Source organism: Candidatus Methanomethylophilaceae archaeon, from assembly GCA_017524805.1.
Taxonomy (GTDB): Archaea; Thermoplasmatota; Thermoplasmata; order Methanomassiliicoccales; family Methanomethylophilaceae; genus Methanoprimaticola.
The window spans coordinates 44,739-69,414 of record JAFXUX010000004.1 but is presented as its reverse complement, the minus strand read 5'-3'; the positions used below and the strand labels follow the sequence as shown (position 1 = coordinate 69,414).

Sequence of the window (24,676 nt, the reverse complement as noted above, 5' to 3'; positions counted from 1 at the left end):
TTCTGTCCTGGCAGCCCGATCTCGTCATCGGCTGGGTCGCATGGGAGGACGCCAAGCTCGGAAGCGAGAAGTTCTGGAACGACAACGGCTGCAACGTCATGTCGCTGAACACCATGACTTCCAACGACTACCGCACCGTCGAGATGATGAAGGTCGACTACGACAACATCGGAAAGATCTTCGGAGTCTCCGGAAAGACCACCAAGCTTTACAACGACACCGTCAAGGTCATCGATGATATCAGGGAGAAGCTCAAGGACAAGGATACCATCTATTACGCTCTCGTGGACGGAGCCGTCAACACCGAGAAGGGAACCGTCTGGTGCTACAAGGACAGCAACTTCATCGCTTCCGTCCTCAACTCCATCGGACTGACCAACGCATTCCCCAACGGCGGAACCGTGTCCCTGGCCAGCGTGTACGAAGTAATCGGCACCACCGACATCGATCTGATCTTCTTCATCAGCTACGGCGGCGTGACATACGAGAAGTCCCTGAAGAGCTGGCAGGAGGACGCCGATCTCAGCAAGTGCTCTGCCATAAAGAACGGCGACACCTACGACATGAAGCTCAGCTGCTCCTACGGATCCACTCCTCAGCTGCTGGACGCCATGCAGAAGGTCTACGAATCGGTCAACAAGATCGTAACCGCCTGAAACCGAAGGAGGGGCATCACCCCTCCGCATTTTACAATTCAGCTGGTGATCTTATAGAACTAGGAAAGATTACAACGGCTGGGCTTGCGGGCATACTGTTCGTCGTGATGATTCTGGTCACATGTTTTTCGGTCTTCATAGGGGCCGTAGACATCCCGTTCGATACCGTCCTGCGCATAATGGGCAACAAGCTGTTCGGATTGGGGGACATCTCCGACATCCCAACGTACATGGTATCCATCGTGTGGAGGCTTTACGCTCCCAGAGCGCTTCTCGGTCTCATAGTCGGTGTCGGCCTGGCGATGGTGGGAGTGGTCATGCAGGCCATGGTCCAGAACCCCCTGGCAGACCCATACATCCTGGGGATTTCGTCGGGAGCTTCTTTAGGAGCAACATTCGCCATACTGATGGGCGCGACGGTCCTCGCGGGGACGGTTTTCCAGGACTTCGGAATCGAGGCGTTCGCTTTCATAGGGGCGATCGGCTCTTCCGCATTCGTGTTCATTCTCTCTTCAATCGGCGGGAAGATGACTACGACGAAGCTCGTTCTGTCCGGTGTCATCATAGCTTCGCTCTGCGGAGCCGTCTCGAACATAATCGTATATCTGGAGCCGAACGCGGAAGGGATGAGGTCCCTGACTTTCTGGCTTATGGGTTCCCTTTCGACCATCGACTTCGAATCGGTCAAGATATGCGGGATCGCCGTGCTGATAGGTCTGGTGTTCTTCTCGACCCAGCTCCGCAACCTCAACGCCATGATGCTGGGAGACTCGACGGCGACAACCCTCGGAGTGGACCTGTCGAAGCTGAGGAAGTTCTACATCATCCTGACTTCCGTGGTCATCGCGTTCATCGTCTGCAAGTGCGGTATAATCGGGTTCGTGGGGCTCATCATACCTCATATATCCCGCGGATTGGTGGGTACGAACCATTGGAAGCTGTTCCCGATATCGATTCTTCTCGGTGCGATATTCATAATGCTGGCCGATATAGTCGCGCGTACCTTATCATCATCCGAGATTCCCATAGGGATCATCACTTCCCTTTGCGGAGCGCCGGTGTTCGCATACATCATGCTCAAGAGATCCTACAGATTCGGAGGTGGAAACTGATGGACATACAGGTGAAAGATCTAAACGTCTCGGTGTCCAAGCCTAAGAAGAGGATAGTGGAGGCCGCCAGCCTGCATGTGGACGAGGGGGAGTTCGTCGGCCTTCTGGGCCCTAACGGATCCGGGAAGTCGACTCTTCTGATGACCGTCTACCGCACCATGAAGAAAGAGAGCGGGGAGATACTGCTAGAAGGCAGGCACCTAGAGGATCTCTCACTCAAGGAGAGCGCCTGCATGATGTCCGTGGTTACCCAGCATAACTACTATAACTTCGATTTCAAGGTCGATGAGGTCGTTATGATGGGGAGGACCCCCCATAAGAAGACCATGGAGATGGACGACGAGAACGACCGTCTCATAGTCGAGGAGGCCCTCAGGAAGGTCAATATGCTCGAAATGAGGGACAGGGATTTCTCGTCTCTGTCCGGAGGGGAGCAGCAGAGGATCATACTCGCCAGGTCGCTGGCCCAGCAGACTCCGTGCCTCATCCTCGACGAGCCCACAAACCATCTGGACGTGAAATATCAGCTGGAGGTCCTCGACATCGTGAAGCAGCTGGGGTGCACCGCGCTCTGCGCTCTCCATGACCTGAACCTCGCCGCCCAGTACTGCGACAGGATATACATCCTGCTGAACGGGAAGATCATCAGAGAGGGGCCTCCGGAAGAGGTCATCACGGAAGAGATGATACAGGAGGTCTACGGAGTGAAAGCTTCCGTGGACAGGCACCCGAAGACAGGCATGCTCAACGTAGTCTACTATCCCGGGCATGTGGCTGAGCATTCCCAATCCGAATGATTTCCCATACCAGAAGAAACGTTTTGAAGGGGCCTCGGCTGAATTCCCGCCTGCCAGGTCCCTTTTATCTGTCTGACCGATTATTCAGAGATTCTTTCTAATGCATCGCGGGATGCTGTTATGGGGCGCACAGGCAGCTGATAACTATGTTGTTCTATCCAAGTCAGACTATCAAGAGACGGTCTGCAGCGGGAAAACCAACGAAATAATAAAGAAAAACGATTTCTCAATTATAGAAAAAGGAAGCCCCGAAGGGCTTCGGTTTCAGGCGGGCCTGTTGGTGTCCGTGTAGAAGATGACCTTGGAAGATGAAGCGAGGAAGATCTCGGCCACTCCGAGGGCAATCAGCACGAGGTGGACCAGGAAGAACTGGGAGTTGTACAGCATGGCGACGACAACTGCCGCGACGCATATCGCAGCGATGATGGCCACGCTTTTCCCGGACATGTTGGTGCCGTCGGCGAATCCTCCGGCCGTGGCGAAGAACAGCGCCATGACAAGCAGGCTGAATCCGACGTTCGTTATGCTTTGGAAGGATCCGTCCCAGGCGTACCCGACGAGGATCATCGAGATGATTCCGCCGATGAGCCCGATGGCAAGCCCAGCTTTCATCATTTTAGATCTGTTCATGCTTCCACCTTTTGAACTTTCTTGTCGGATGCTTCGATAGTCTTGCTGACCATCAGTTTGATTCCGTCGCAGACCAGCCAGCCGAGGGCTCCGGCGACCATTATGGCCTCTCCCATATCGATGGAGATTCCGAAGAATGCCATGCCAGCCGCCGCAATCACGAAGGCAGCTGCAGCCGCATTGAGCATCCTTCCGGCCATTCCATCGGAATATCCGGCGCAGAGGATGGCGAATATGAGGAAGATGAAGAAGAGGATGGCTACCGATTTGTGGTAGGTCTGTCCAGAGGGGATGAGTCCGATGAGTATGAGCATGATGCCCGCGAAGAAAAGGAGAATGCCAGATGCGCATTCAGTGCTCTTGTAGGCATATGCCTTGCCCGCTCCATAAATCATGACGAATGCTCCGGTGATGATGCATCCGTATTTGAAGAGGTCCTTTGTCAGGTTCACGTCGGATACACCTAAATCGGAGATGCTGCTGCTTCCTAGAATCCAAGACGGGTCCGCCGCGGCGGCCACGACCCAGATAACAGCGAAGATGAAAGCCGCGGCTATTCCGATCGCGCCGAAACCAGCCGCGCTGCGTTTTTCTCCATTCATGCGATACCTTACTTCTCTTAATTATTATATTGGTTTTGATTTAGCCTTAACGAAAACAGGGGCAAAGGAGGCGATCTGGCAATGAAAAACGTGTTTTTCGTGGGGACCGCGGGAAGCGGCAAGAGCACTTTGGTCGGAGCGTACAAGCGGTGGCTGGATTCGAACGGCGTGGATTCGATCATCGTCAACATGGATCCCGGGGCGGATACGCTGCCTTACGATCCAGACATCGACATACGGGAATGGCTGAACCTCGAGGAGGTCATGAGCGAATATCAGCTCGGTCCGAACGGCGCCCAGATAGTCGCCGCCGACCTGATGTCGGTCAACATCAACAAAATGACCGCGATATTCGCCGAGTACGACGTCGATTACGTTCTGGTCGATACCCCTGGGCAGCTGGAGCTCTTCGCTTTCAGGGAATCCTCAGAAATCACCGTGAAGGCCTTCGGTAAAGACGATTCCATGCTCGTGTATCTGTCCGATCCTGCCCTCTGCAGAACGCCGAACGGTTTCATCTCGGCTATGACCCTCGGAGCTTTGGTGCAGTTCAGGCTTCAGCTCCCGATGCTCAATCTGCTGTCCAAGAGCGACACCCTGTCGGACGACGAGGAGCAGAGGATGCTTGACTGGTATTCCAATTCCGATGCTCTGTACGGGGACCTTCTGGACGCGGATTCGCAGCCACAGACCGTCGTCGGCATGGAGCTGTTCAAAGCCATGGAGAATATGGGCGTCTTCGGCGAGATGCGCTCCGTGTCCGCCCAGGCTGAGATCGGCCTGGAGGAGATCTACGGCGCGAGCCAGCTGATGTTCTTCGGCGGAGAGGACAACGAGAGAGAATGAGCATCCTTCCCGGAGGGCAATCCGCCTCCCGGGAAAGGGAAACCGTTTCAAACGAACATGTGGGCGGGAAGCTCAGGCATCTTGCCCTTCTTTGCTTCCGATATCTTCTTCTTGGCGGCGTCGAAGTCCGCCTGCAGGACCGTGTCTCTGTTGTCCCTGATCGCCAGCATTCCGGCCTCGGTGCACAGGTTCTTGATCTCGGCTCCGGAAAGCCCGTCGGTGGCTTCGGCAAGCCCTCTCGCCGATATGTCGCCCTCGATGTTCATGTGCTGGGTGTGGATCTTGAATATCTGCTCCCTGCCGTCGACGTCGGGCAGTCCGACCTCTATTATGCGGTCGAACCTTCCGGGCCTGAGAAGGGCGTCATCCAGGATGTCAGGCCTGTTGGTGGCGCCGATTATCTTGATGTCGCTCATAGGCGTGAAGCCGTCCAACTCGGAGAGGAGCTGCATGAGCGTCCTCTGGACTTCCCTGTCGCCGGAGGTGGTCACATCGAGCCTTTTCGCTCCGACGGAATCCAATTCGTCGATGAATATTATGCTGGGGGCTTTCTCTTTGGCAAGCTCGAACAGCTCGCGGACCAGTCTGGCCCCTTCTCCGATGTATTTCTGGACCAGTTCGGACCCGACCAGCCTTATGAAGGTCGCCTGCGTGGCGTTCGCCACGGCTTTGGCCATCAGAGTCTTTCCGGTTCCAGGGGGACCGACCAGAAGCACGCCTTTCGGAGGCTCTATCCCTACCTTGGCGTAAAGCTCGGGCCTGAGAAGCGGGTCTTCCACGGCTTCGCGGAGCTCCATCATCTGGTTCTTCAGGCCGCCGATGTCCTCGTAGGTTATGTTGGGCTTCTCCACAATCTCCGCGCCGGATACGACGGGATCGATGGACGACGGGAGAACGTCCATTATGGACAGGGTCTGCTTGTTGAGAGACACTCTGGACCCGACTATGAGGTCTTTTTCGCTCACGTAGGACGATATGGAAACGACGAAATCCGGGCCAGTGGTGCTTTTGACGACCGCACGATGGTTGGGGAGAATGTCTCTGAGGGAACCAATGATAAGGGGCGGGCTTTTGAGCCTTTCCAGTTCGTTTCTGAGCCTGGCGACATCTTTCTGGAGCCTGAAAAGTTCCCCCTCGGAATAGCGCTTCTCGCTCTCGGCGTTCTGGAGGTTTTCCATCAATTTGACATTCCTCTCCTCGAGATCGGATATCCTCATCTTGAGTTCGGAGATGACTTCCTCGGTTCCATCGTTCGTCATTTTTCCTCGTTATCTGGAAAAGTCTACTCTTATATAAGCAGTACATAAGAAGGCCCGATACGCTAATTAATGTGCTCTGCTGTTAGTCCGAACCATGATTTGCGAGATGTGCGGCAAAGATGTGCCTCAGACGAAGGCCGTCATCGTGGAGGGTTCCAAGCTTAACGTTTGCCCCGCATGCGCCAGGTTCGGCGAGGACTACAGGGCCTCATCCGCCGGAGGCGCTCCCGTGACCCAGTCCGTCATCGAGAAGAGGCTTGAGAAGCGCGAGAAGAGGATGAAATCCAAGGACATCTACGCCGGTTCTTCCACGGTCGAGCTCGTGGAGGATTACGGCGGAGTCATAAGGGCGGCGCGCGAGGCTAAGGGCATGGACCAGGAGAAATTCGCGGCGTCCATCCTCGAAAAGAAGGGGATCATAGCAAAAATCGAGTCCAACAGCTTGGTTCCGGACGACAAACTCATCAAGAAGATCGAGAAAGCTCTCGGAATCAAGCTCACCGAGACCGTCCAATCGGGGGTATCCGTGGGCGGGAACGGCGCCGGAAACAGGATGACCCTGGGCAATTTCATCAAAAAGGAATGAGTCAGGAATCCCTGACCATCCCATAAACTTCCGCGGCATACGGTGCGATGTCCGCTCCCCCGTCCCTCAGGGCTATGAGGGCGGCCGCGCCTATGTCGATCCCCAATGTTTTCTGGATTCTGTTGCTGCTTTGGATGAAGTCTTTCTTGGGGATGCCCGCTTTCTCGGCGGCGTCCATGAGTATGTGGAAGGCATCCTTCACTTCGCCGGCGGGTTTCTGTGCCGCGGCAGGCTTTGCAGGCTCAGCTGTTGTCTTAATCGGCTCGGTTTTGGGCTTTTCGGCGGCGATAGGCTTCGAAAGCCTGGCGACGAGCTCAGCGGAAGGTTTGTAGACGATCGGGACTTCGATGCTTTCCAATCCCGGAGACAGACGGACGTAAAAGTTCTTGCATGACACGGCCCCCTCGCTTTCCAGAAGCCTCAGAAGGTCTTTCGCTTTGGAAGGAGGCATCCACTTCAGCTTCAGTGATGCGTCCATGACGAATTCGTCGGCGGTGACGACGTCTTTGCCGCTGGCCCTGAAGAAAGCGGCCGCGCATGTTTCGATCTCGCTCGCCATGTTCCTGCCCATCATCGGCATCATAAAAATAGATTGCCGGAGCGATTATGCATAGAATAAAAATGTTGTATAATGAATATTATAATTCATTTAACCCTCGCGCGCGTGCGTTGTTTGATGTTCTTACTAACAATAAAAAATAGGGGGCGCAAATCATTAAATAAAGGGTCTTTTGTTTGGCTCTTATCCACGGAACTTAAGGTTCCGATCAAATTCAAGGAGAGATCGAAATGGAAGACGAAGAAATGTCCATGCCCATCAACACCGACCTTCTGGTCGCAGAGGATATCTACCTCACCTCTGGAGTCCACATCGGAACCCAGCAGAAATCCGCAGACATGAAGGATTTCATCTACAAGGTCAGGCAGGACGGGCTTTACGTGCTCGACGTCAAGAAGACCGACGAGAGGATCAGGGCCGCGGCATCCTTCCTGTCCCGCTACGACCCCAGGCGCATCCTCGTCGTTTCCGCCAGGCAGTACGGGCAGAAACCCGCCAGAGAGTTCTCCAGAGCCATCGGAGCTCCCGCTTTCGCCGGACGTTTCGTTCCCGGAACCCTCACCAACCCTGCCAACCCCAACTTCATCGAGCCTGAAGTCCTCGTCGTTACCGACCCTGCCGCCGACAAGCAGGCTCTCAACGAGGCTCTCAACCTCGGAATCCCGATCGTCGCGATGTGCGATGCCAACAACGAGACCCGCAACGTCGACCTCGTCGTCCCCACCAACAACAAGGGAAGGCGCGCTCTGGCCTGCATCTACTGGCTCCTCGCAAGGGAAGTCCTGGTCGCCCGCGGCAACCTCAAGGACCCCGAAGACTTCCAGATGCAGATCGAAGACTTCGAAGCCAAGCTCGTCTGATTTCCGACGGCAATCAAACACCTTACTCCAAACTTTTTATGTCCCAACATCGTTGTCTGTCTCATGAGGCAACCGGCGGTCGCGGGCCGTTTCTATCCATCGGATCCGAAAGCCCTGAGGGCATGCATCGAATCCTGCTTTTCGAACCCATTGGGACCGGGGCTCCCATCCGAGGCCGGGTCTTCCAGGCGCATAATCGGGGCTATGGCGCCCCATGCCGGGTACATGGCGTCTGGGATGAACGCGGCGCACGCGTACCGCGCCATAAAGGAGGACGGGCTTCCCGAAGCGTATATCGTCATCGGCCCCGACCATAATGGGACGGCGGACGGGACGGTGATATGCTCCGAACCCTATCTGACCCCGTTCGGGGCGTGCGAGCCGGACAGGGAGATATGCTCGGAGCTTTCCAAGGAGTTCACTGACGATGTACGTGTCCATCGCTGGGAGCATTCCATAGAGGTCCAGCTGCCGTTCATACAATACATCGACCCGGATCCGGCCGTCGTGCCGATAATCATGGGGTATCAAACTCCCAACGAGGCCAAGAGGCTGGCCGATGCCCTGTCAAAGGCCTGCGAGGGCCGCGACGTAGTCGTCATCGCGTCCACCGACATGTCCCATTACATCCCGAATACGGAGGCTCTGAGGCTGGATTCCATTGCATTGGACCGCGTCTCGGCCATGGATCCCGGAGGTCTGTACCTCGCCGTGAAAGAGAACAGGATAACGATGTGCGGATACGGGCCGACGATGGCGGCCATGATGTTCTGCTCCGGCTGTTCGGCGGAAGTCCTGAAGCATACGGACTCATACGATTCTCTCGGCATGGATCCGGATTCCGTCGTGGGCTACGGGTCCGCGGTGTTCAGAAGGTAAGGGGTTTCCGGGGTCGCCCCCGGCTCAGATCAGCTTGATGTATCTGAGAGAAGGCTCGTAGACGAGTCCTTTGTCCATGAGGCTGTTGGATATCTCTTCGAGCTCCACGCTGCTGATTCCCATGCTCTCGGCGCGCCTTTCCAGCTCGTCTCTGGGGGCGCCTCTGCCGTCGGTGTCCAATTCCCCGAGAAGCCTCAGTATCGCGTCTTCGGCGGCCGCTTTGCTGCGGGACGGGGTTTCCGTCTGGGCCGGGCGGGTCTGGGCTATGCCTTCGCCGTCGATGAGCACCTCATCCGGACCGACATCGTCGGCATCCGGGAACCCGAAGTCAACTCCGTCCTCCGGCAGAAGCTTCCTGAGGGCGCTCTGGATCGCTTTGAGGTAAGGCTCCGAGGACGGCGGCTCGTCGTTGTCCAGGGCATAGATTATTCCCTCGGCTTCGGCGGGGCTGGAACCCATGTCCATGAGGGTCTCCGCGGTGGCGTTGGGGATTCCGCAGGCTCTCTTCATGTTCTTGAGCCTGTTCCACGTGGATTTCGCGGCGTCAAGCACCCATTCCATGTAGGTCCTCTCGTCGATCTGCATTATGCGCTCGGGCCTGACGCTCATCGCTATGCTCCCGTCGTCCCTGCGGTACATCCTGACCTTTCCGACGGCGGCGACGTAGCAGGGGGCGCTCAGGGATGCCATAGCGGCCGACGCCTCGGGCTGGAATCTTCCGGCGTTGACGTAGAAGTATCCCGCGGGATCCTGCACGCGGCAGGTCCACATGTGCTCCTCTTCTGTTCCCCTGTCCTCTATCTCGGTCAGGACGCCGGCGATCAGGACCCTGTTCACCTTGGCGCCCAGGGGCGTGACGACGTACGACGGGACCTTCTCCTCGGCCGCTTTGATCTCCAATCTGCAGCCGTTGAATTCCGACGAGAACAGTCTCCAGGCGGTCTCCCTGGATCCGGCGCGGGGTTTCTGCTGCTGGGGCTGCGGCTGGGCCGGTTCGCTGCGCAGGTAGTCCGCGCCGCTCGAGAACGGATTGTCGAAATCGGTCATGATAAGTTCGCCTCCACGTCCTTAAGGAGTTTTCTGGCCTCTTCTTTCACGTCGACGCCGACTATCTCCATGCTTCTTTCAATGATGTTGGGTCCGAAATCGTCTATGGTGACGTTTCCGAACGCCCTCACTCTGCGCATCAGAACCTTGGATGCCAGCTCCGCGGCGACGGCGCTCTCGCCCAATCTGGCGGACATTTTCTCGGCTTCTTCCAAAGTGATGCCTGTGAGCTTCTCGGTGTCGGCCCGCCCTATGACGGTTCCGATGGCTCCGGTGCCGTCGTCGATGACCGCTTTGATCCTCAGGTCGCTGGTCCCTTCGACCGGCCCGTGCATCGTGCAGACGCCTCCCAGGATGGAGCGCCTGCATTGGGGGCACCTTTTGATGAGGCCGCTGCCGGCTTTGACGTCCACGATCGTCCCTTCGATCTCGAGGTCTATGCCTCCGCCGGCCCTCATGATGTCGCCGACGGTTCTCATGCTGTTCCCAGTCTCTATCTGTCCGAAATCGCCGTCCACGCGGCTGACCTCGCTTCTCTCGCCCATGTTGAGCTGGGGTATGCCTTTCCAAGAGCGGACGTAGGCGTTGGAGATGCATACGCTCTCATTCTCCTTCAGACCGAAGTCCTTCCATGCGGAATACTGGATCTTGCCGGTGTCGTCGGCGAGGATGCCGGACCAGACGGTGCGGTTCTCGCCCTTTATGACGATTTCCCTTTCTTCCGCGGAGACTATCATCCCTCTCACGGTTATGCTGCCGATGCCCTCGCGTATGTCCTTGACCTTGCATTCCGGCGGGCTCAGGTCGTAAGTCCTCTCTGGCACGTCGATCTGGATTCCCAGCGGCTCTACCTTCCCGCGGTTTCCGATGTTGACCTGGACCCTGTTCTCCCAGACCCTGGTGTAGCATCCTCTGAAGACGTAGGTTGCTCCCTTCTCCATCTCGAGGTCGCCCGGCTCCCATATGGTGAACGGTGCGGTGCCGGTCTCGTCGCCGATTATTCCGGTGATGATGTCTCTGTCTTCGCCTCTGATAGGTTTGTTCCTCCTTTCAACGAAGAGCGCTTTCACGGAGAGGTCGGCGTTGGTCTCGCTTCCGGTGAGCTCCGATATCTTTTTCCTCTCGCCCGGGGCCAGCTGCGGAGCTTCTGGGGGCGCTGCAGTCTCGGCGACGACGATGGCTTCGTCGGTCGGCTCGATCTTCCCGCGGTCGCCGACGTTGATCTGGACGGTTCCGTTCCACGTCTTGCAGTAGCATCCCATGAACTTGTATGTCGAGCCCTGCTCCAGATCCGTCTCGCCGGGGCTCCAGACGGTGAGCGGGACGGTCCCGGTCTCGTCGCCTATCATGCCGGAGATTATCTCTTTCATCTCTCCTCTGGCGTTGACTTCCTTCCTCTCGGCGAACAGCACTTTGGCGGTCACATCGACGTTCTGCTCGCTCCCGATGAGGTTCCCGATCTTTTTGCTCTCGGAAGGCAGCGACACGGGCTCTTCGGAGGCTTCGACATCAGCGCCGGCGAGCTCGAATCTCCCGCGGTTGCCCACATGCACCTGCACCGATCCGTTCCAGGTCTTGCAGTAGCAGTTCCTGAAGGCGTACGATTCTCCGACGGCGAATTCAGTGCTTCCCGGCTCCCACACGGTGAACGATACGTTGCCGGTCTCGTCGCCTATCGTTCCGGAGACGATTTCTTTCTGGGTGCCTCTGCTGTTTATCAGCTTGCGCTCCGAGGACATGATCTTCCCGACGATGTCGACGTTCTGCTCGTTCCCGGTCAGGGCCTTTATTTTCTTCACAATGGTTCCGCCCGCGAACGGGATGTCCATCGCGCCGTATTTGCGGAGGATGCCCCTTTTCGCGGCGTCCGGGCTGACGCGGTACTCGTTCAGATATTTGGTGAGTTCCGCCTTCAGCGTTTCGTCGTCGATTTTGTCTTTGAGCACCCTTTTCATCTCTTCAAACAGGGGTGTTAGTTCTTCTTCGTTCATCGTATCGACTCCGGCGGGCCACGCTCAGCCGCGCCTGCCCATCCTAGCGGTTGGGAGTATTTAATCAATGGCAAGGGGGCTCCGAAAGAGCGGTTTTCTTGGCAATATTTATTACCTGTAAAGCAATACTTGCGCATGGTTCCTAAGAAAGCGATTGACAGGATTCTGGAAGGATACAATTCGGACGATCTGACCATAGCAACCCTGTGCTCGCATTCGTCCCTGCAGATTTTCCACGGCGCTAGAAAGATGGGATTCAAGACTCTTGGCCTTACCATATCCCACAGCACCAGATATTATGACGCGTTCCCTCTGGCCAAGCCCGACGAGATCATAAAATATGCCGATTTCGACGAGATGGAGGAGCGCATGGGCGAGCTCTACGACAGGAATGTCATCCTGATCCCCCACGGTTCGTTCGTCGAGTATATGGGGCCGCGCCGCTTCGCCAATTATGCCGTCCCTTCTTACGGAAACCGCGCCGTGCTGGGATGGGAGTCCGACAGGGACAAGCAAAGGGAATGGCTGACTTCCGCCGGGGTTCCCATGCCCAAGCTCATCAGCGATGCCAGAGAGATATCCGGCCCGGTGATGGTCAAATACAACGGCGCCAAGGGCGGGGACGGGTACTTCATCGCCAGGGATTACATGGAATTCAAGATGTCCGTGGACAATACCCAGCCCTATTCCATGCAGGAATACTGCCTAGGAACCAGGTATTACATGCATTTCTTCTACGATCCCCTCAAAAAGGACGGCTACAGATGCGAGCAGGGAGGTTCTCTCGAGCTTCTGTCCATGGACCGCAGGGATGAGAGCAACATCGATGAGATGTACAAGATGGGGTCCATCGAGGAGTCCAAGAGGCACGGCCTCAACCCGTCTTTCGTGGTCACGGGAAACACTCCGGTGGTCATCAGGGAGTCCCTTCTGCCAAAGGCGTTCGACATGGCGGAGAAAGTCGTCAACAGATCCTACGAGCTGTTCGGCGGCATGTGGGGGCCGTTCTGCCTCGAGACCGTCGTCAACGACAAGCTCCAGTTCAAGGTCTTCGAGATATCGACGAGGATCGTGGCCGGGACCAACCCGTTCATCTCAGGCTCCCCCTACGCGGATCTGATCTACCCCGGATTGAGCACCGGAGGGAGGATCGCCATGCAGATAAGGGACGCCGTGAAGGATGGCACGCTCAAAGAGCTGATGTCCTGATCGATGCCGGGAGGGCGGACCCCTCCCCCAAACCATTCTAGCGGCTGCTGCGTGCGCGCACCCATGCCATTTCAAGGCCTCCGATGCCGGATTCTACGGCATGGACGGGAGATGGAACGACGTAAGGCGCAGCGCGAAGGATTCGGTGTTCGTGAAATTCTTCGAGGACCGCTCCAACGTTTCAGGCTGTATCAGGAGCTTCACCCGGAGGATACCGAATCTTCGGAAGGAGACGTGAGAATACGCACTCTGAGGCGCGTAATCGCGAAGGGGTACGCCAACGATCTGGGTTTCTCCGTGGGTAACAGGCTGATATGCTTGGCGGAAGCCCAGAGTTATTCCATGGAACCCATCCGCCTCAGGACGCTGTTCTATCTCGCCGCGACGTTCCAGAGCTATCTGTCCGAGAACGGGATGACGCTATATGATGTACGCAGCGGGGATTTCCCCAGATGGGAGGCATATGCCGTATATGCCGGCAGAGGCGGGTCCCGCGTCATGAGGATGGGCGGGATAATGGAGGGTATATTCGATGATTCGCCATCCACAGAAGTAAGTCTGGACGGAGACGGCCTTCTTAGGGATTATATAGATGTCTGCCGCATAATCGATGGGATGCTGGCGGGAAGCGCCGACCGCGACAGGGACAGGGTGCTGAAAGCGTTCGAAGCCTGCAGGGGATGCGGCGCGATAGGGGAGTTCGTTTGGTCGAGGAGGTATGAGGTATTGGGGGTCTACGAGCAGCTGTTCGATGAGGAAGAGAACCTGAGGATGAACTGCATGGCCTACGAGAAGAAAGGCCGTCTTGAAGGCATGGCCGAAGGCAGAAGGCTTCAGAACGAGGAAGTCGCCGGGAAGCTCATCTCCATGGGCATGGCTCCCGAGGACGTGGCCGAAGCCACCGGGATGTCTCTCGAGGACATTCTCCGTCTCAGCCGAAGGGCCCGTGCCATCTGACTATTCGTTTCGGCTCGGATCAGCTCTGCCATTCAGTGCTCCACCCCTTTCCGGTGCGATTCCCCAGAATCTTTATAATATGCGCAGGATTCGTACCGCACCGCAGAAGGGATGAGATGGTCTCCAAAAGGATTCAGGAAATACCAGCATCGGGCACGATAGCAATATCAAATCTGGTCAGCCAGATGAAATCGGAAGGCGTGGATGTCGTATCGTTCTCAATGGGTGAGCCTGATTTCGTCACCCCATCGAACATAATCGACTCATGCTGCGAATCCTTGCGCGAGGGATTCACCCATTACACCCCCTCCATGGGGATCCCGGAGCTCAGGAAAGCGATAGCGGATTCCACCAGGGAAGAGTGCGGAGTGCCCTGCGACGCGTCCAACGTCCTCGTGACCCCATGCAAGCAGGCCATTTTCATGGTCGCTCTGGCTTACATCGATCCCGGCGACGAGGTGATCCTGTCGGACCCGTCGTGGGTTTCGTACGAGGCATGCGTGCGTTTGGCCGGGGGCGTTCCCGTATACGTTCCCACGCGCTTCGAGGACGGCTTCGTCATGGACCCGGCGGCGGTGGAGGCGGCAATCACCCCCAAGACGAAGATGATCGTCATCAACACCCCGTCCAATCCCACCGGATGCGTCATGCCAAGCGATTCCCTGAGGCAGATAGCGGACATCGCGATGGCCCATGGCATCAAGGTCCTTTCGGACGAGATCTATTCGAGCATAGTCTACGAGGGGAAGCACACTTCCATAGCGTCGTTCCCCGGGATGTTTGACAATACCATCCTCGTATCTGGGCTCTCGAAATCGTATGCGATGACCGGATGGAGGCTCGGATGGGCGGTCGCTCCCGCCGAAGACATCAAAGCCATCAACAAGCTCCAGTCGCATTCCATATCCTGTGCCGTGTCTTTCGTCCAGAAGGCGGCGGTCGAGGCAATAAACGGCCCGCAGGACTCCAAAATCAGCATGGTGAAGGAATTCAGGAGGCGCCGCGACCTGGTCATGGACCTTCTGCATGAGATTCCCGGGTTCCAGTGCAACGTCCCGAAGGGAGCCTTCTATGTCTTCCCGAAATACAACAGGGACATACCGTCCGCGAAATTGGCGGAGATCCTGCTCAAGGAAGGCCATGTGGCCGTCACGCCCGGAACCGCCTTCGGCCCCGGAGGGGAAGGTTTCTTCAGAATCTCCTATGCGGCCTCCGAGGAGCAGATCCGCGACGGCATGGGCAGGATCAAGAAAGTCATGTCGACCCTTTGACCCCACGGAAACCGACGCTCTTGGGCGATGCCGGCCGTCGCTCAGGAGCCCGTTTTTTTCGATGATTCCGAGGAGAATCATTCAGAATCCTCTGATCGCGAAGACTGTCTGACTCACGCGTTTTCCTTTGCTCAGATGGCATATTGCCGAGGGGTTTCGGCCGTTCAGACGGAATTTCGCTCTTTCTTACTATTATTTCTTACGCGAAATTTATTAGCGATGCGGAGATTCCCAACTTCTGTATATGCCCCTAGCGGGCCCAGAGGGATAACCTTGAGCAGAACTCTATTCACAGTCGGTCCCGTCAATGTCGAGGCTGATACGCTCCAATCGATGACCAAACCCATGATCACCCACAGATGCAAGGAGTACAAGGAGCTCCATGCTGGGATCGTAGAGAAGATCAGGAAGGCCTTAGGGACGGACATGGACGTCTTCCTCGTGGGAGGATCCGCCACCATCATGCTGGAGGCGGCCGTTAGGAACGGAGCGTCCAAGAAGACTCTGGGGATCACCAACGGATCCTTCGGGAACAGGTCGATAGAGCTGGGCGAGCTGAACGGGAAGGCTGTGGAGAAAGTCCAGGTCCCATGGGGAAAGGCCATGAAGCCCGAGCACATCGCCGGCAAGGTAGGGAAGGATACCGAGCTTGTCCACTGGGTCAGCAACGAGTCCTCGACCGGCGTGTTCAGCGATTCCGTCGCCCTCGCCAAAGAGGCCAGGATCCAGAACCCGGACGCGCTAATCATGGTGGACGCCGTCACTTCCGCATTCGCGATGGACCTCAGAATCAAGGATATGGATCCTGACGCGCTCGTTTTCGGGACCCAGAAGGCCCTTGCACTTCCTCCGGGGCTCGCCATCATGCTCTGCTCCGAAAGGATGCTGGAGAAGGCCAAGACCGTCGAGAACAGGGGTTTCTACACCGATCTGCTCAAAATCAAGAAGCAGAGCGACGTCAGCTACGCTCTGACCACGCCGCCCGTCTCTCTGATGTACGGCCTGGATTACCAGCTGGACAAGGCCCTGAAGGAGGGAATGCCCGCGAGGTACAGAAGGCACCAGGAGATGGCCGACCTCGTCAGGAACTGGGCCGACAAGAAGCTCGCCGGAGTGTTCCCCGAGCCTGGGTACCAGTCCAATTCCATAGGGGTCCTAAACCGCGGGCCCGTGGACTATGATGCGCTCAATTCGAAGCTCAAAGCCAAGGGATACGAGATCTCCAACGGCTATGGCGAAGTGAAGGAGAAGACCTTCAGAATAGGCCATATGGGAGACGCCACCCCCGACGGCATCAAAAAACTGCTTTCCGCAATGGATGAGATATTGGAGGAATGAGAATGGTGAAGATCCTTGTTTCAGACCCCCTCTCCGATGAGGGGCTTGAGATCCTGAAGAATTCCGGCTATCCGGTGGACGTCAAAACCGGCCTTTCCGAGGACGAGCTGTGCTCCGTAATCGGGGATTACGAGTGCTTGATCATCAGATCCGGCACCAAGGTGACCGCGAAAGTCATCGACGCGGCCAAGAATCTCCGCATGATCGGGCGCGCCGGCGTCGGAGTGGACAACATAGATGTCCCTGCGGCGACCGAGAAGGGGATACTCGTCATGAACACTCCTTCCGCGAACATCCTGTCCGCCGCGGAGCACACCTGCGCCATGCTTCTTACGCTGGCCAGGAACATCCCCTTCGCCCACGAGTCCATGCACAAAGGCGAGTGGAAGAGATCCAAGTACACCGGGGTCGAGCTCAACGGCAAGGTCCTGGGAATCATCGGCGTCGGCCGCGTCGGCGGAGAGGTCGCCAAACGCATGAAAGCGTTCAACATGACCATGATCGGATATGACCCGTTCCTCCCCAAGGAGGTCGCGGACGCCATCGGCGTCAGGCTCACCACCCTCGAGGAAGTCATCACCACCGCCGATTTCATGACCATCCACACCCCGCTGCTCCCCGAGACCAGGAACATGATCTCCCTGGAGCAGTTCAAGATGATGAAGCCCAACGCGAGGATGGCCAACGTGGCCCGCGGAGGCATCGTCAACGAGGATGACCTTTACATCGCGCTCAAAGAGAAGATCATCGCCGGAGCCGCCTTCGACGTCTGGTGCAATGAGCCTCTGAACGACCAGGAGAAGAAGCTTCTGGAGCTGGACAACCTCGTCACCACCCCCCACCTCGGGGCATCCACCGTCGAAGCCCAGGAGAGGGTCGCGGTGGAGATCGCCGAGCACGCCGTCATGTACCTCAAGGACGACATAATCTCCAACGCCATCAACGCGCCCCGCGGGAAGCTGGACGCCGACACCGAGCCTTTCGTCGTCCTCGCGGACAGGATGGGAAGCCTGGTCCAGCAGACCGTCGGCAACCACCCCCTGAACAAGCTCGAGGTCAAATACTGCGGCGCTCTGGCCGACAAGCCCACCAGGCTCCTCACGGTCTCCGCCGTAATCGGATACCTGAGGAACGTCATCGGCTCCGCCAACACGATCAACGCCCTCCCGATAGCCAAATCCAAGGGCATCGACGTCGTCGAGAGCAGCAACCCCGTCTCCACCGATTATGCGTCGGTCATCGAGATGAAGTTCGTCTCCGAGGGCAAAGAGCGCATCATCAGGGGTACCGTCATCGGCGGCCAGAACAGGCTCGTCGGATTCGACGAGTTCTCCTTCGACATCCCCTTCTACGGCAGGATGATGTTCGTCGGATACGATGACGCGCCCGGAGTGATCGGGATCGTCGGCAACAACCTCGGCAAAGCCGGGGTCAACATCGGCCAGATGTCCGTCGGAAGGTCCGGCAAGAAGGCGCTTATGTTCCTCACCGTCGACCACGACGTCACCCCCGGCCTGGCATCCGCCATCGCCAAGGAAGTCGGAACCGATGACGTCAGGTATGTTCGCTTCACGGAGTGATCCAATTGGGAATACTGACCGTCGACGACCTTACGAAAGCCATCAGCAACGGGATAGATGGCGGCCGCGGGATGGACGAGGAGGAGGCCTACGATCTGGCCCACCGCGTCCTCAATTTCTTCGGCTACTCGGACAGGATAATAGACAACGTCCTCGAATCCCAGGATCGCGGCGCTTTCTACATGCTGGAGGACGCCCGGATCCTCAGCACCGAAAGGGAGGAGACCACTCTCTACGACGGCAGGGAATGGAGGATACACTACTGGCTGTTCAACAGGGACGCCATCGACAAGCTCATCCGCGGCGAAGACAGGTCCGACGATGGGCAGAGCGAGGAAGCCAACGTCTACGACCAGCTTCCTCCTGAGGCATGGGACGCCCTCAAAACCCTCGGCAAACCGGATGCATGAGCCTTTTTCCGTACGGGTTCCGCCCCGGCCAGGCGGAACTCGTGCATTTCATCGATTCAGCGGTCCGCGAAGGGAGGTCCGCCGTCATAGAGGCGGGCACGGGAACCGGCAAGACCATAGCTTCCCTCTGCGGGGCATTGCCTTTTGCTTTAGAGAAAGGTATCAAGGTCATCTATCTGACCCGCACCAAATCCCAGCAGCTCCAGATAGCCAAGGAAGCCGCGGCCATCGGGAACGGTGTTCTTTGCGTCCCTCTGCGCGGAAGGTCTTGGAGGTCCTGCCCGATGATGCGCGGAGACCCCGAGCTCGAAAGCGGAACCCCTGAGGAACTGTCCAGGCTGTGCTCCGAATACAAGAAAGCGGATAGCGGCGGGGAACGCCACTGCCCATATTATTCCAAAACCCTGGATGAAAATCTGGGCCGCTGGGCGGCGATACTGAGGGAGTCTTCCCCGGATCCTGAGGAATTCTCGGCCATGTGCGAATCTGCCGGGGTATGCCCATATGAGCTCCGTAAGCTCCTGCTCCCGATGGCCGACGTGATAGTCGCGCCATACCCCTTCGTGTTCGTCCCGGGGGCTCTGATGGCCTTGGAGACCTGGATGGGGACGCCATTGAGCGAGACTGTGATGATAGCCGACGAGACCCACAATCTGCCGGGCTATCTGAGGGATGCCCAGACCATATCCATGTCGGCATCAACTTTGGCGAGAGCGGAGAAGGAGGCGGAAGCCAACGGGAATCCGTATCTCCATGGGGACATCCGCGCCAAAGACATCATTTCCGCGATAGGCAAGGCGCTTTCCGACGCATGCAGAGAATATATGGTGGATGATGACGGCATCCTTCCCCCGTATTTTCTGGAAGAGGAGCTTATGGAAATCCTCGGGGCGCCGTCGGCATCCATTTTCAGAGCCATCTCTGCGATGTTTGCCATAGGGGAGAGCATAGCCGAGAGAAGGAAGCAGGCCAAGCGCCTACCGCGCTCTTACATGAGGTCTTTGGCGGCATTTCTGCAGTCCTGGATGGAGGACGACGGCGGGATGGGAGTGAAGCTGATCGCCGATCCCGGCAACCCTATGTTCCAATCATACTGCATGGACCCGTCCCCTGCGGCCTGGCCGCTCAACGAATGCCGCTCATCCATACACATGTCAGGGACTTTGGAGCCGTTGGATGCATACATCGAGGAGATGGGCCTTTTCGCTCCGCTGAAGATGTCGCTGGGAAGTCTGTTCCCTCCGGAGAACCTTCTCACGCTGTATTCGGACGAGGTCTCCATGGGGTATGAGGACCGTTTCCGCGAGGAGAACTATCGCAGGACAATGGATCTGATATACGAGACCGTAACAGCCGCCAACGTCAATGCGGCCGTGTTCTTCCAATCCTACGGGGTGATGGAGCGCATGATCGGCGACGGATTGGCGGAGCGCATCGGCAGGGAGGCTTATTACGAGCGCCAAGGAGCGCCGCAGGAGGAGCTGATGTCCGTGGTGGAGGCTTTCCGCGCATCAGATCGCGGTGTGCTGTACTGCGTCCTCGGCGGGAGGATATCGGAGGGCATAGATTTCCCGGGAAGGGCGATGGAATTGGCGGTCATAGTCGGGGTCCCTTACCCCAGGCCGACGGCGAAGCTCCGCGCGCTGAAGCGTTATTACGACCTGCGCTTCGGGGATGGGCGCCTTTTCGCGTCCGCGGCTCCCGCTTCCAGAAAGATGAGGCAGGCCATAGGGAGGCTGATCAGGTCGGAGGCGGACCGCGGCGCGGCGGTGATCCTTGACCGCAGGGTCGTCTCTCTGAATGGCATCGGCGCCAAGCTCTCCGACGATGTGCCCGGCGACGTGGCTGTTTTTTTTTCGGGGCGGCCCGGGGAACCATACGTTAACGCTATAAACTACAAATCATAACCCACCCGCATGGAAATCGCTGTGGACGACGCCGTCATCGAATTGATCAAAAAAGAAGGCTGCGACTACCGCGTCTGCACCGCGTGCATGGGGCCCGCGCTCGTCCCCATCAGCGTCAAGGCGCCAAAAGATTCCGACATCAAGATCCCAGTCGGCGACAATACTCTTTACATCTCCAGGGTTCAGGCGATGTACATCGACCGTGTCACCATCGATATGCTCTATGAAGACGAGGATATCGACGCCTGCCCCGCATTCTATCCCAGACGCAACATAAGCGCCTGATTCCGGGTCCAGGCCGTCTCAGATGATGGGGACGGCTTGGCCCGCAGCTTCTTCGGCCAGCTTTTCGAGGTCTATGCCGAAGGACTCTATCCTTTTCGGATCGGCGGCCACCGTTACTCTATGTGGCACTATCGTGCATCCCGTCGAAGGGGAGATCGAGATGTCGAAGGTCCCGATCTCGCGGGCTATCGATATTATCTCATTTTTGTCCAGGCCTATAAGGGGCCTTACGATGGGGATTCTCATCCCGCTGAACTCCGCGCGGATGTTCTTCAGAGTCTGGGAGGCCACCTGGCCGAGGGAATCGCCCATTATTATCGCGTTGGCGCCTATTCTCTCGGCGAATCTGCCGGCGGTGAATTGCATGGCGCGCTTGCACATGACGCATTGGTAATTGCTGTCGCAGAAGTCGTGTATGGCCGTCTGGGAGGGCCCGTGGGGGGCGGAATACAGCGGGAATTCCTTTCCTGTGTATTTCCTGAGCTGCTCCGCTATGGCCTTGACGTTTTTCAGGGCTCTGTCATCGCAGTATGGGCTGTTGTCCATGTGCAGCAGAACGACTTCCGCTCCGGCCTTCGCCATGAGGTAGGATGCCACGGGCGAGTCTATCCCGCCGGAAAGAAGGGACACCGCTTTCATGTCAGAGAACCACGTCGCCGTAGTCGTCGGCGAGCTTTCTGGAGGTGGAATATCTGCATTCGGGGCAGTAGAGGCCGTCGCCTTTCCTCTCCAATTCGGTCTTGCATTTATAGCAAAGGGATCTGATCACGCCGAGATGGTCGTCTTTGGTAGTGAGCTGGAGCGAAGGCTTCACGCCGGTGACTTTGGCTCTGATATAGTCGCCTTTCCTGAGCTCTTTGGAGACGTCATCGGTGTATTTGGGGGAGATCTTGGAGACGTGGATGGTAGCGTAGGTCTCGCATCCGAGCCCTCTTTCGGTCCCGTCTTTGGCCACCACATCGGCCGTAGCCATGGTGTTCCTGATGTCCGCCACTATCGCGTATACTATGTCTCCCTCAGCGAGGATGTTGGGCGGGTTGGGCGTGATCACCCTGGCGACGCAATCTTTGTCGTCCAATTCGAGGAAACCTATCTGGGACGCATAAACTATGCCATTCTCCGCGAACGTGCCATCGGATGCGAGGTATTCCTCCTCAACAGCGACCTCATCACCCGGAAAAACCATTTCTGAATCTGCCATCATGTTCACCTTATATTGACGACAGCGACGTCAATCGTCTTCTTCGTCTTTGTATGGAATGAAAACACATGAGGGATTTCGTACTTATAGATTTTATAAGACCGTACCGTGCGCCCCTTCTTCCCGCAGTATTCCTTCACGAATCCAAGGGTCTCCAGCATATGGATGGAATACACGCATTCCGCCAGTTCCATGGCCTTATCCAGAAAGGGGCGGTCGGCATTCCTGTTCTGGCAGCCGAACGGGGGATTCATGACCACAGTATCCGCCATCTCTTTCACTTCTTCCACATCGCTGAGGATGAAATCGACGTCCGCGCCCATGGATGCGGCATTCCTGCGCGCGGTTTCCAGGGCCTTCTCCGATCTGTCGAATCCTATCGTCATGCCTGCGCCCATGAGGGAAGCCCCAATCGAAAGCATTCCCGTGCCGCATCCGAGGTCTACCACCTTCATCCCGGCGATGTCTCCGCTGCGGTAAGCGTCGAAGATGATGTCGGCGGCGATCGTCGCGGGCGTCATGTACTGCTCCAAAGAGGGGCCCGGGGATTCGAATCCCTCCACTTTCTGCAGGCTGATCTCCAGATCCTTCTTCTTCATTGTGCGCATCCCTCCCCGCAGGCGAATCGGCCTCAGATTTCCATCGTTCGGATTCGTGTGCGCCCTTAAATAGGTGTCCAGAAGCTTGCGGGACGATAAACTGGTTCATCCAACTTGAGCCTGAAACATGTTAGACAACATTAAATATCATGTAAAGCTAATAGGGGCTCCAGAATAAAGTCGCTGGGTAGCAGATGCCAGCGGCGGTATTCGATCCCAAACCGCTTCCGGGCGCGGTCCCCTTTAGCCGTGCCCGACTTTTTTGTGCATAGCTTCCAGCGATTGCGAAAGTCCCTTTAACGATGAAGCGATTCTTACGGTGCATACATGAGTATGGCAGCCTCGAAAGAGGGGGTATACTATTGTCCAAAGTTCGCAGAGCGATAATAAGTGTCTCTGACAAGGATGGGATCGTGGATTTCGCAAAGTCCCTTTCCTCTCTCGGAGTAGACATAATATCAACGGGTGGAACGTACAGGCTTCTGAAAGAGAATGGGATCGCGGTCACGGAGGTATCGGACCTCACCGGATTTCCTGAGATGCTCGATGGGCGCGTAAAAACCCTGCATCCCAAAGTCCACGCCGGAATCCTCGCTCGCAGGGACATCCCCGAGCACATGCAGGCGATAAAGGAGAAAGGAATCGAGCCGATCGACATGGTTGTCATCAACCTCTATCCTTTCAAGCAGACCGTCCTCAAGGAGAACGTCTCTTTCGAGGACATCGTCGAGAACATCGACATCGGCGGGCCCAGCATGATCCGCGCGGCCGCCAAGAACTGGCAGTCCGTGGCCGTCGTGACTTCTCCGTCTCAATATGGGGATATACTCGGCCAGCTCAAAGAATCCGGCGAGCTCTCGGAGGACCTCCTCGGGAGGCTGATGGCCGAGGCTTTCGTCGTCACCGCCAATTACGACGCGATGATAGCATCCCGCATGTACCCCCGCTTCTGCCAAGGGTTCCCGGAATCTTTCCCCATCCCGTTGGAGAAAGTGGAAGACCTCAGGTACGGCGAGAATCCCAACCAGTCCGCGGCGTTCTACAAAGATCCGTTCACCCCCGGAACAACCGTCGCCAAGGCGGAGCAGCTCCACGGGAAGCAGCTCTCTTACAACAACATACTGGATCTGGATAAGGCGCTCGACATCTGCATGGATTTCGAGAAGCCAACCGCGGTCGTCATGAAGCATACCAACCCATGCGGACTGGCTTCCGCCGGGAACATCTACGACGCCTTCATGACCGCTTACAATGTGGATCCCCTGTCCGCTTTCGGGTGCGTCATATGCCTCAACAGGAACTGCGACGTCGCCACCGCCCAGGAGATCTCCCAGCATTTCGTCGAAGCCGTCATCTGCCCCGATTACGAGCCCGGGGCGGCCGAGATCATGGAGGCCAAGAAGAACATCCGCCTCCTCAGGACGAATTCTCCCATCTGCCCCTCCGCCAAGCACAGGGAATACAAGATGAAGAAGGTCCAGGGCGGGATGCTCGTGCAGACGGACGAGGATGTTGCCATCGATCCGAAGAACCTCAAAGTCGTCACCAACCGCGCCCCGACCGAGACCGAGATAGCCGCGCTGATGTTCGCCTGGAAGCTTGCCAAGCACGTCACCTCCAACGCCGTCGTTTACGTCAGGGAAGAGCGCGCTGTCGGTATAGGCGCAGGCCAGATGAGCCGCGTGGACTCCGCAAAGATAGCGACGATGAAGGCCAACGAACCCACCAAAGGGTGTGTCATGGCTTCTGACGCATTCTTCCCTTTCAGGGACGGCGTCGATGAAGCAGCTTCGGCAGGCGTCACTGCCATCATCCAGCCTGGCGGAAGCATCAGGGACCAGGAAGTCATCGACGCCGCCAACGAGCACGGCATGGCGATGGTCTTCACCGGCTGCCGCGTGTTCAGGCACTGAAAACCAAGGGCGGGGCCAATTCCCGCCCATTTTTCGCTCAGAACGCATGGCCGGAGTTTAGGGCTCTTTCCGCAGACATTTTGCGGTTTCAGGTAAGATATGCCGTCGATTTCGGGCGGACTGCATTTTACCATCGGAAAAGTCATTGAATTTTGAGCAGTGCGGGTGTCGCGATGCGAGTT

The 24,676-nt window shown here is 57.1% G+C and carries 26 protein-coding genes; 17 read left to right on the top strand and 9 right to left on the bottom strand.

Features of this window, described 5'->3' with window-relative positions:
* The 3 genes from IKP20_00775 to IKP20_00765 form a co-directional block, all read left to right on the top strand.
* The coding region (locus IKP20_00775) for an ABC transporter substrate-binding protein (protein MBR4503512.1) at positions 1 to 656 on the top strand (656 nt) is incomplete at its 5' end.
* A 104-nt stretch (positions 657 to 760) separates the two neighbouring features.
* Positions 761 to 1,768 (top strand): iron ABC transporter permease, encoded by a 1,008-nt coding sequence (locus IKP20_00770; GenBank protein ID MBR4503511.1) that lies wholly within the window; start codon positions 761 to 763, stop codon positions 1,766 to 1,768.
* The gene (locus IKP20_00765) at positions 1,768 to 2,565 is read left to right on the top strand and encodes an ABC transporter ATP-binding protein (GenBank protein MBR4503510.1); all 798 of its coding nucleotides are present in this window, start codon (positions 1,768 to 1,770) and stop codon (positions 2,563 to 2,565) included. The genes IKP20_00770 and IKP20_00765 overlap by 1 nt, the downstream gene beginning before the upstream one ends.
* A gap of 264 nt (positions 2,566 to 2,829) precedes the next feature.
* Here the strand turns inward: IKP20_00765 and IKP20_00760 are convergent, their stop codons facing one another.
* Complete coding sequence (locus IKP20_00760) at positions 2,830 to 3,195, bottom strand: hypothetical protein (protein MBR4503509.1); 366 nt, start codon at positions 3,193 to 3,195, stop codon at positions 2,830 to 2,832.
* The gene (locus tag IKP20_00755; protein ID MBR4503508.1) at positions 3,192 to 3,797 is read right to left on the bottom strand and encodes a DUF998 domain-containing protein; all 606 of its coding nucleotides are present in this window, start codon (positions 3,795 to 3,797) and stop codon (positions 3,192 to 3,194) included. Before IKP20_00755 ends, IKP20_00760 begins: the two co-directional genes overlap by 4 nt.
* Positions 3,798 to 3,878: 81 nt before the next feature.
* Here IKP20_00755 and IKP20_00750 point away from each other — a divergent pair, with 81 nt between their 5' ends.
* On the top strand, positions 3,879 to 4,643 hold the full coding sequence (locus tag IKP20_00750) for an ATP/GTP-binding protein (GenBank protein MBR4503507.1): 765 nt from the start codon (positions 3,879 to 3,881) through the stop codon (positions 4,641 to 4,643).
* A 47-nt stretch (positions 4,644 to 4,690) separates the two neighbouring features.
* Here IKP20_00750 and IKP20_00745 read toward each other — a convergent pair whose 3' ends face one another.
* Positions 4,691 to 5,902: a proteasome-activating nucleotidase gene (locus IKP20_00745; protein ID MBR4503506.1), complete on the bottom strand. Its 1,212-nt coding sequence runs from the start codon at positions 5,900 to 5,902 to the stop codon at positions 4,691 to 4,693.
* A 106-nt stretch (positions 5,903 to 6,008) separates the two neighbouring features.
* On the opposite strand from IKP20_00745, the gene IKP20_00740 reads away from it, so the two are divergent.
* Positions 6,009 to 6,488, top strand: coding sequence for a TIGR00270 family protein (locus IKP20_00740; protein MBR4503505.1), 480 nt, complete (start codon positions 6,009 to 6,011; stop codon positions 6,486 to 6,488).
* 1 nt (position 6,489) lies between these two features.
* On the opposite strand, the gene IKP20_00735 is transcribed toward IKP20_00740, so the two are convergent.
* Complete coding sequence (locus IKP20_00735) at positions 6,490 to 7,047, bottom strand: DUF2240 family protein (protein MBR4503504.1); 558 nt, start codon at positions 7,045 to 7,047, stop codon at positions 6,490 to 6,492.
* Positions 7,048 to 7,292: 245 nt separating this feature from the next.
* Between IKP20_00735 and IKP20_00730 the strand changes: the two genes are divergently transcribed.
* Positions 7,293 to 7,907: a 30S ribosomal protein S2 gene (locus tag IKP20_00730; GenBank protein ID MBR4503503.1), complete on the top strand. Its 615-nt coding sequence runs from the start codon at positions 7,293 to 7,295 to the stop codon at positions 7,905 to 7,907.
* 63 nt (positions 7,908 to 7,970) lie between these two features.
* The gene (gene amrB, locus IKP20_00725; GenBank protein MBR4503502.1) at positions 7,971 to 8,786 is read left to right on the top strand and encodes an AmmeMemoRadiSam system protein B; all 816 of its coding nucleotides are present in this window, start codon (positions 7,971 to 7,973) and stop codon (positions 8,784 to 8,786) included.
* A gap of 24 nt (positions 8,787 to 8,810) precedes the next feature.
* Here the strand turns inward: amrB and IKP20_00720 are convergent, their stop codons facing one another.
* Together IKP20_00720 and IKP20_00715 are read right to left on the bottom strand one after the other, a co-directional pair.
* Positions 8,811 to 9,791 (bottom strand): glycerol dehydrogenase, encoded by a 981-nt coding sequence (locus tag IKP20_00720; protein ID MBR4503501.1) that lies wholly within the window; start codon positions 9,789 to 9,791, stop codon positions 8,811 to 8,813.
* A gap of 38 nt (positions 9,792 to 9,829) precedes the next feature.
* Complete coding sequence (locus IKP20_00715; GenBank protein MBR4503500.1) at positions 9,830 to 11,824, bottom strand: hypothetical protein; 1,995 nt, start codon at positions 11,822 to 11,824, stop codon at positions 9,830 to 9,832.
* A 135-nt stretch (positions 11,825 to 11,959) separates the two neighbouring features.
* Here IKP20_00715 and IKP20_00710 point away from each other — a divergent pair, with 135 nt between their 5' ends.
* The 9 genes from IKP20_00710 (at position 11,960) to IKP20_00670 (ending at position 20,781) form a co-directional block, all read left to right on the top strand.
* Complete coding sequence (locus IKP20_00710; protein MBR4503499.1) at positions 11,960 to 13,033, top strand: formate--phosphoribosylaminoimidazolecarboxamide ligase; 1,074 nt, start codon at positions 11,960 to 11,962, stop codon at positions 13,031 to 13,033.
* Positions 13,034 to 13,133: 100 nt separating this feature from the next.
* The gene (locus IKP20_00705; GenBank protein MBR4503498.1) at positions 13,134 to 13,271 is read left to right on the top strand and encodes a hypothetical protein; all 138 of its coding nucleotides are present in this window, start codon (positions 13,134 to 13,136) and stop codon (positions 13,269 to 13,271) included.
* On the top strand, positions 13,268 to 13,990 hold the full coding sequence (locus IKP20_00700; GenBank protein ID MBR4503497.1) for a hypothetical protein: 723 nt from the start codon (positions 13,268 to 13,270) through the stop codon (positions 13,988 to 13,990). Before IKP20_00705 ends, IKP20_00700 begins: the two co-directional genes overlap by 4 nt.
* Before the next feature lie 116 nt (positions 13,991 to 14,106).
* Positions 14,107 to 15,261, top strand: coding sequence for a pyridoxal phosphate-dependent aminotransferase (locus IKP20_00695; protein ID MBR4503496.1), 1,155 nt, complete (start codon positions 14,107 to 14,109; stop codon positions 15,259 to 15,261).
* Positions 15,262 to 15,534: 273 nt separating this feature from the next.
* Entirely contained in the window at positions 15,535 to 16,599 is a 1,065-nt protein-coding gene (locus tag IKP20_00690; GenBank protein ID MBR4503495.1) for an alanine--glyoxylate aminotransferase family protein, read from the top strand.
* Positions 16,600 to 16,601: 2 nt separating this feature from the next.
* Entirely contained in the window at positions 16,602 to 18,179 is a 1,578-nt protein-coding gene (locus IKP20_00685) for a phosphoglycerate dehydrogenase (GenBank protein ID MBR4503494.1), read from the top strand.
* Between the two features lie 11 nt (positions 18,180 to 18,190).
* Positions 18,191 to 18,589, top strand: coding sequence for a hypothetical protein (locus IKP20_00680; GenBank protein ID MBR4503493.1), 399 nt, complete (start codon positions 18,191 to 18,193; stop codon positions 18,587 to 18,589).
* Positions 18,586 to 20,496 (top strand): ATP-dependent DNA helicase, encoded by a 1,911-nt coding sequence (locus IKP20_00675; protein MBR4503492.1) that lies wholly within the window; start codon positions 18,586 to 18,588, stop codon positions 20,494 to 20,496. The genes IKP20_00680 and IKP20_00675 overlap by 4 nt, the downstream gene beginning before the upstream one ends.
* Positions 20,497 to 20,505: 9 nt before the next feature.
* Positions 20,506 to 20,781, top strand: coding sequence for a hypothetical protein (locus IKP20_00670; protein ID MBR4503491.1), 276 nt, complete (start codon positions 20,506 to 20,508; stop codon positions 20,779 to 20,781).
* Between the two features lie 18 nt (positions 20,782 to 20,799).
* On the opposite strand, the gene IKP20_00665 is transcribed toward IKP20_00670, so the two are convergent.
* From IKP20_00665 to IKP20_00655, 3 genes are read right to left on the bottom strand one after another with little or no spacing between them, the layout of a single operon-like run.
* Positions 20,800 to 21,420: a 7-cyano-7-deazaguanine synthase gene (locus IKP20_00665; GenBank protein ID MBR4503490.1), complete on the bottom strand. Its 621-nt coding sequence runs from the start codon at positions 21,418 to 21,420 to the stop codon at positions 20,800 to 20,802.
* Between the two features lies 1 nt (position 21,421).
* A complete protein-coding gene (locus IKP20_00660; GenBank protein MBR4503489.1) occupies positions 21,422 to 21,982 on the bottom strand; it encodes an exosome complex RNA-binding protein Csl4 in 561 nt (186 codons plus the stop codon).
* A gap of 5 nt (positions 21,983 to 21,987) precedes the next feature.
* Positions 21,988 to 22,590, bottom strand: a complete 603-nt coding sequence (locus IKP20_00655; GenBank protein ID MBR4503488.1) for a methyltransferase — start codon at positions 22,588 to 22,590, stop codon at positions 21,988 to 21,990.
* Between the two features lie 293 nt (positions 22,591 to 22,883).
* Between IKP20_00655 and purH the strand changes: the two genes are divergently transcribed.
* Positions 22,884 to 24,494, top strand: a complete 1,611-nt coding sequence (purH, locus tag IKP20_00650; GenBank protein MBR4503487.1) for a bifunctional phosphoribosylaminoimidazolecarboxamide formyltransferase/IMP cyclohydrolase — start codon at positions 22,884 to 22,886, stop codon at positions 24,492 to 24,494.
* The last annotated feature ends 182 nt before the right edge of the window (positions 24,495 to 24,676 follow it).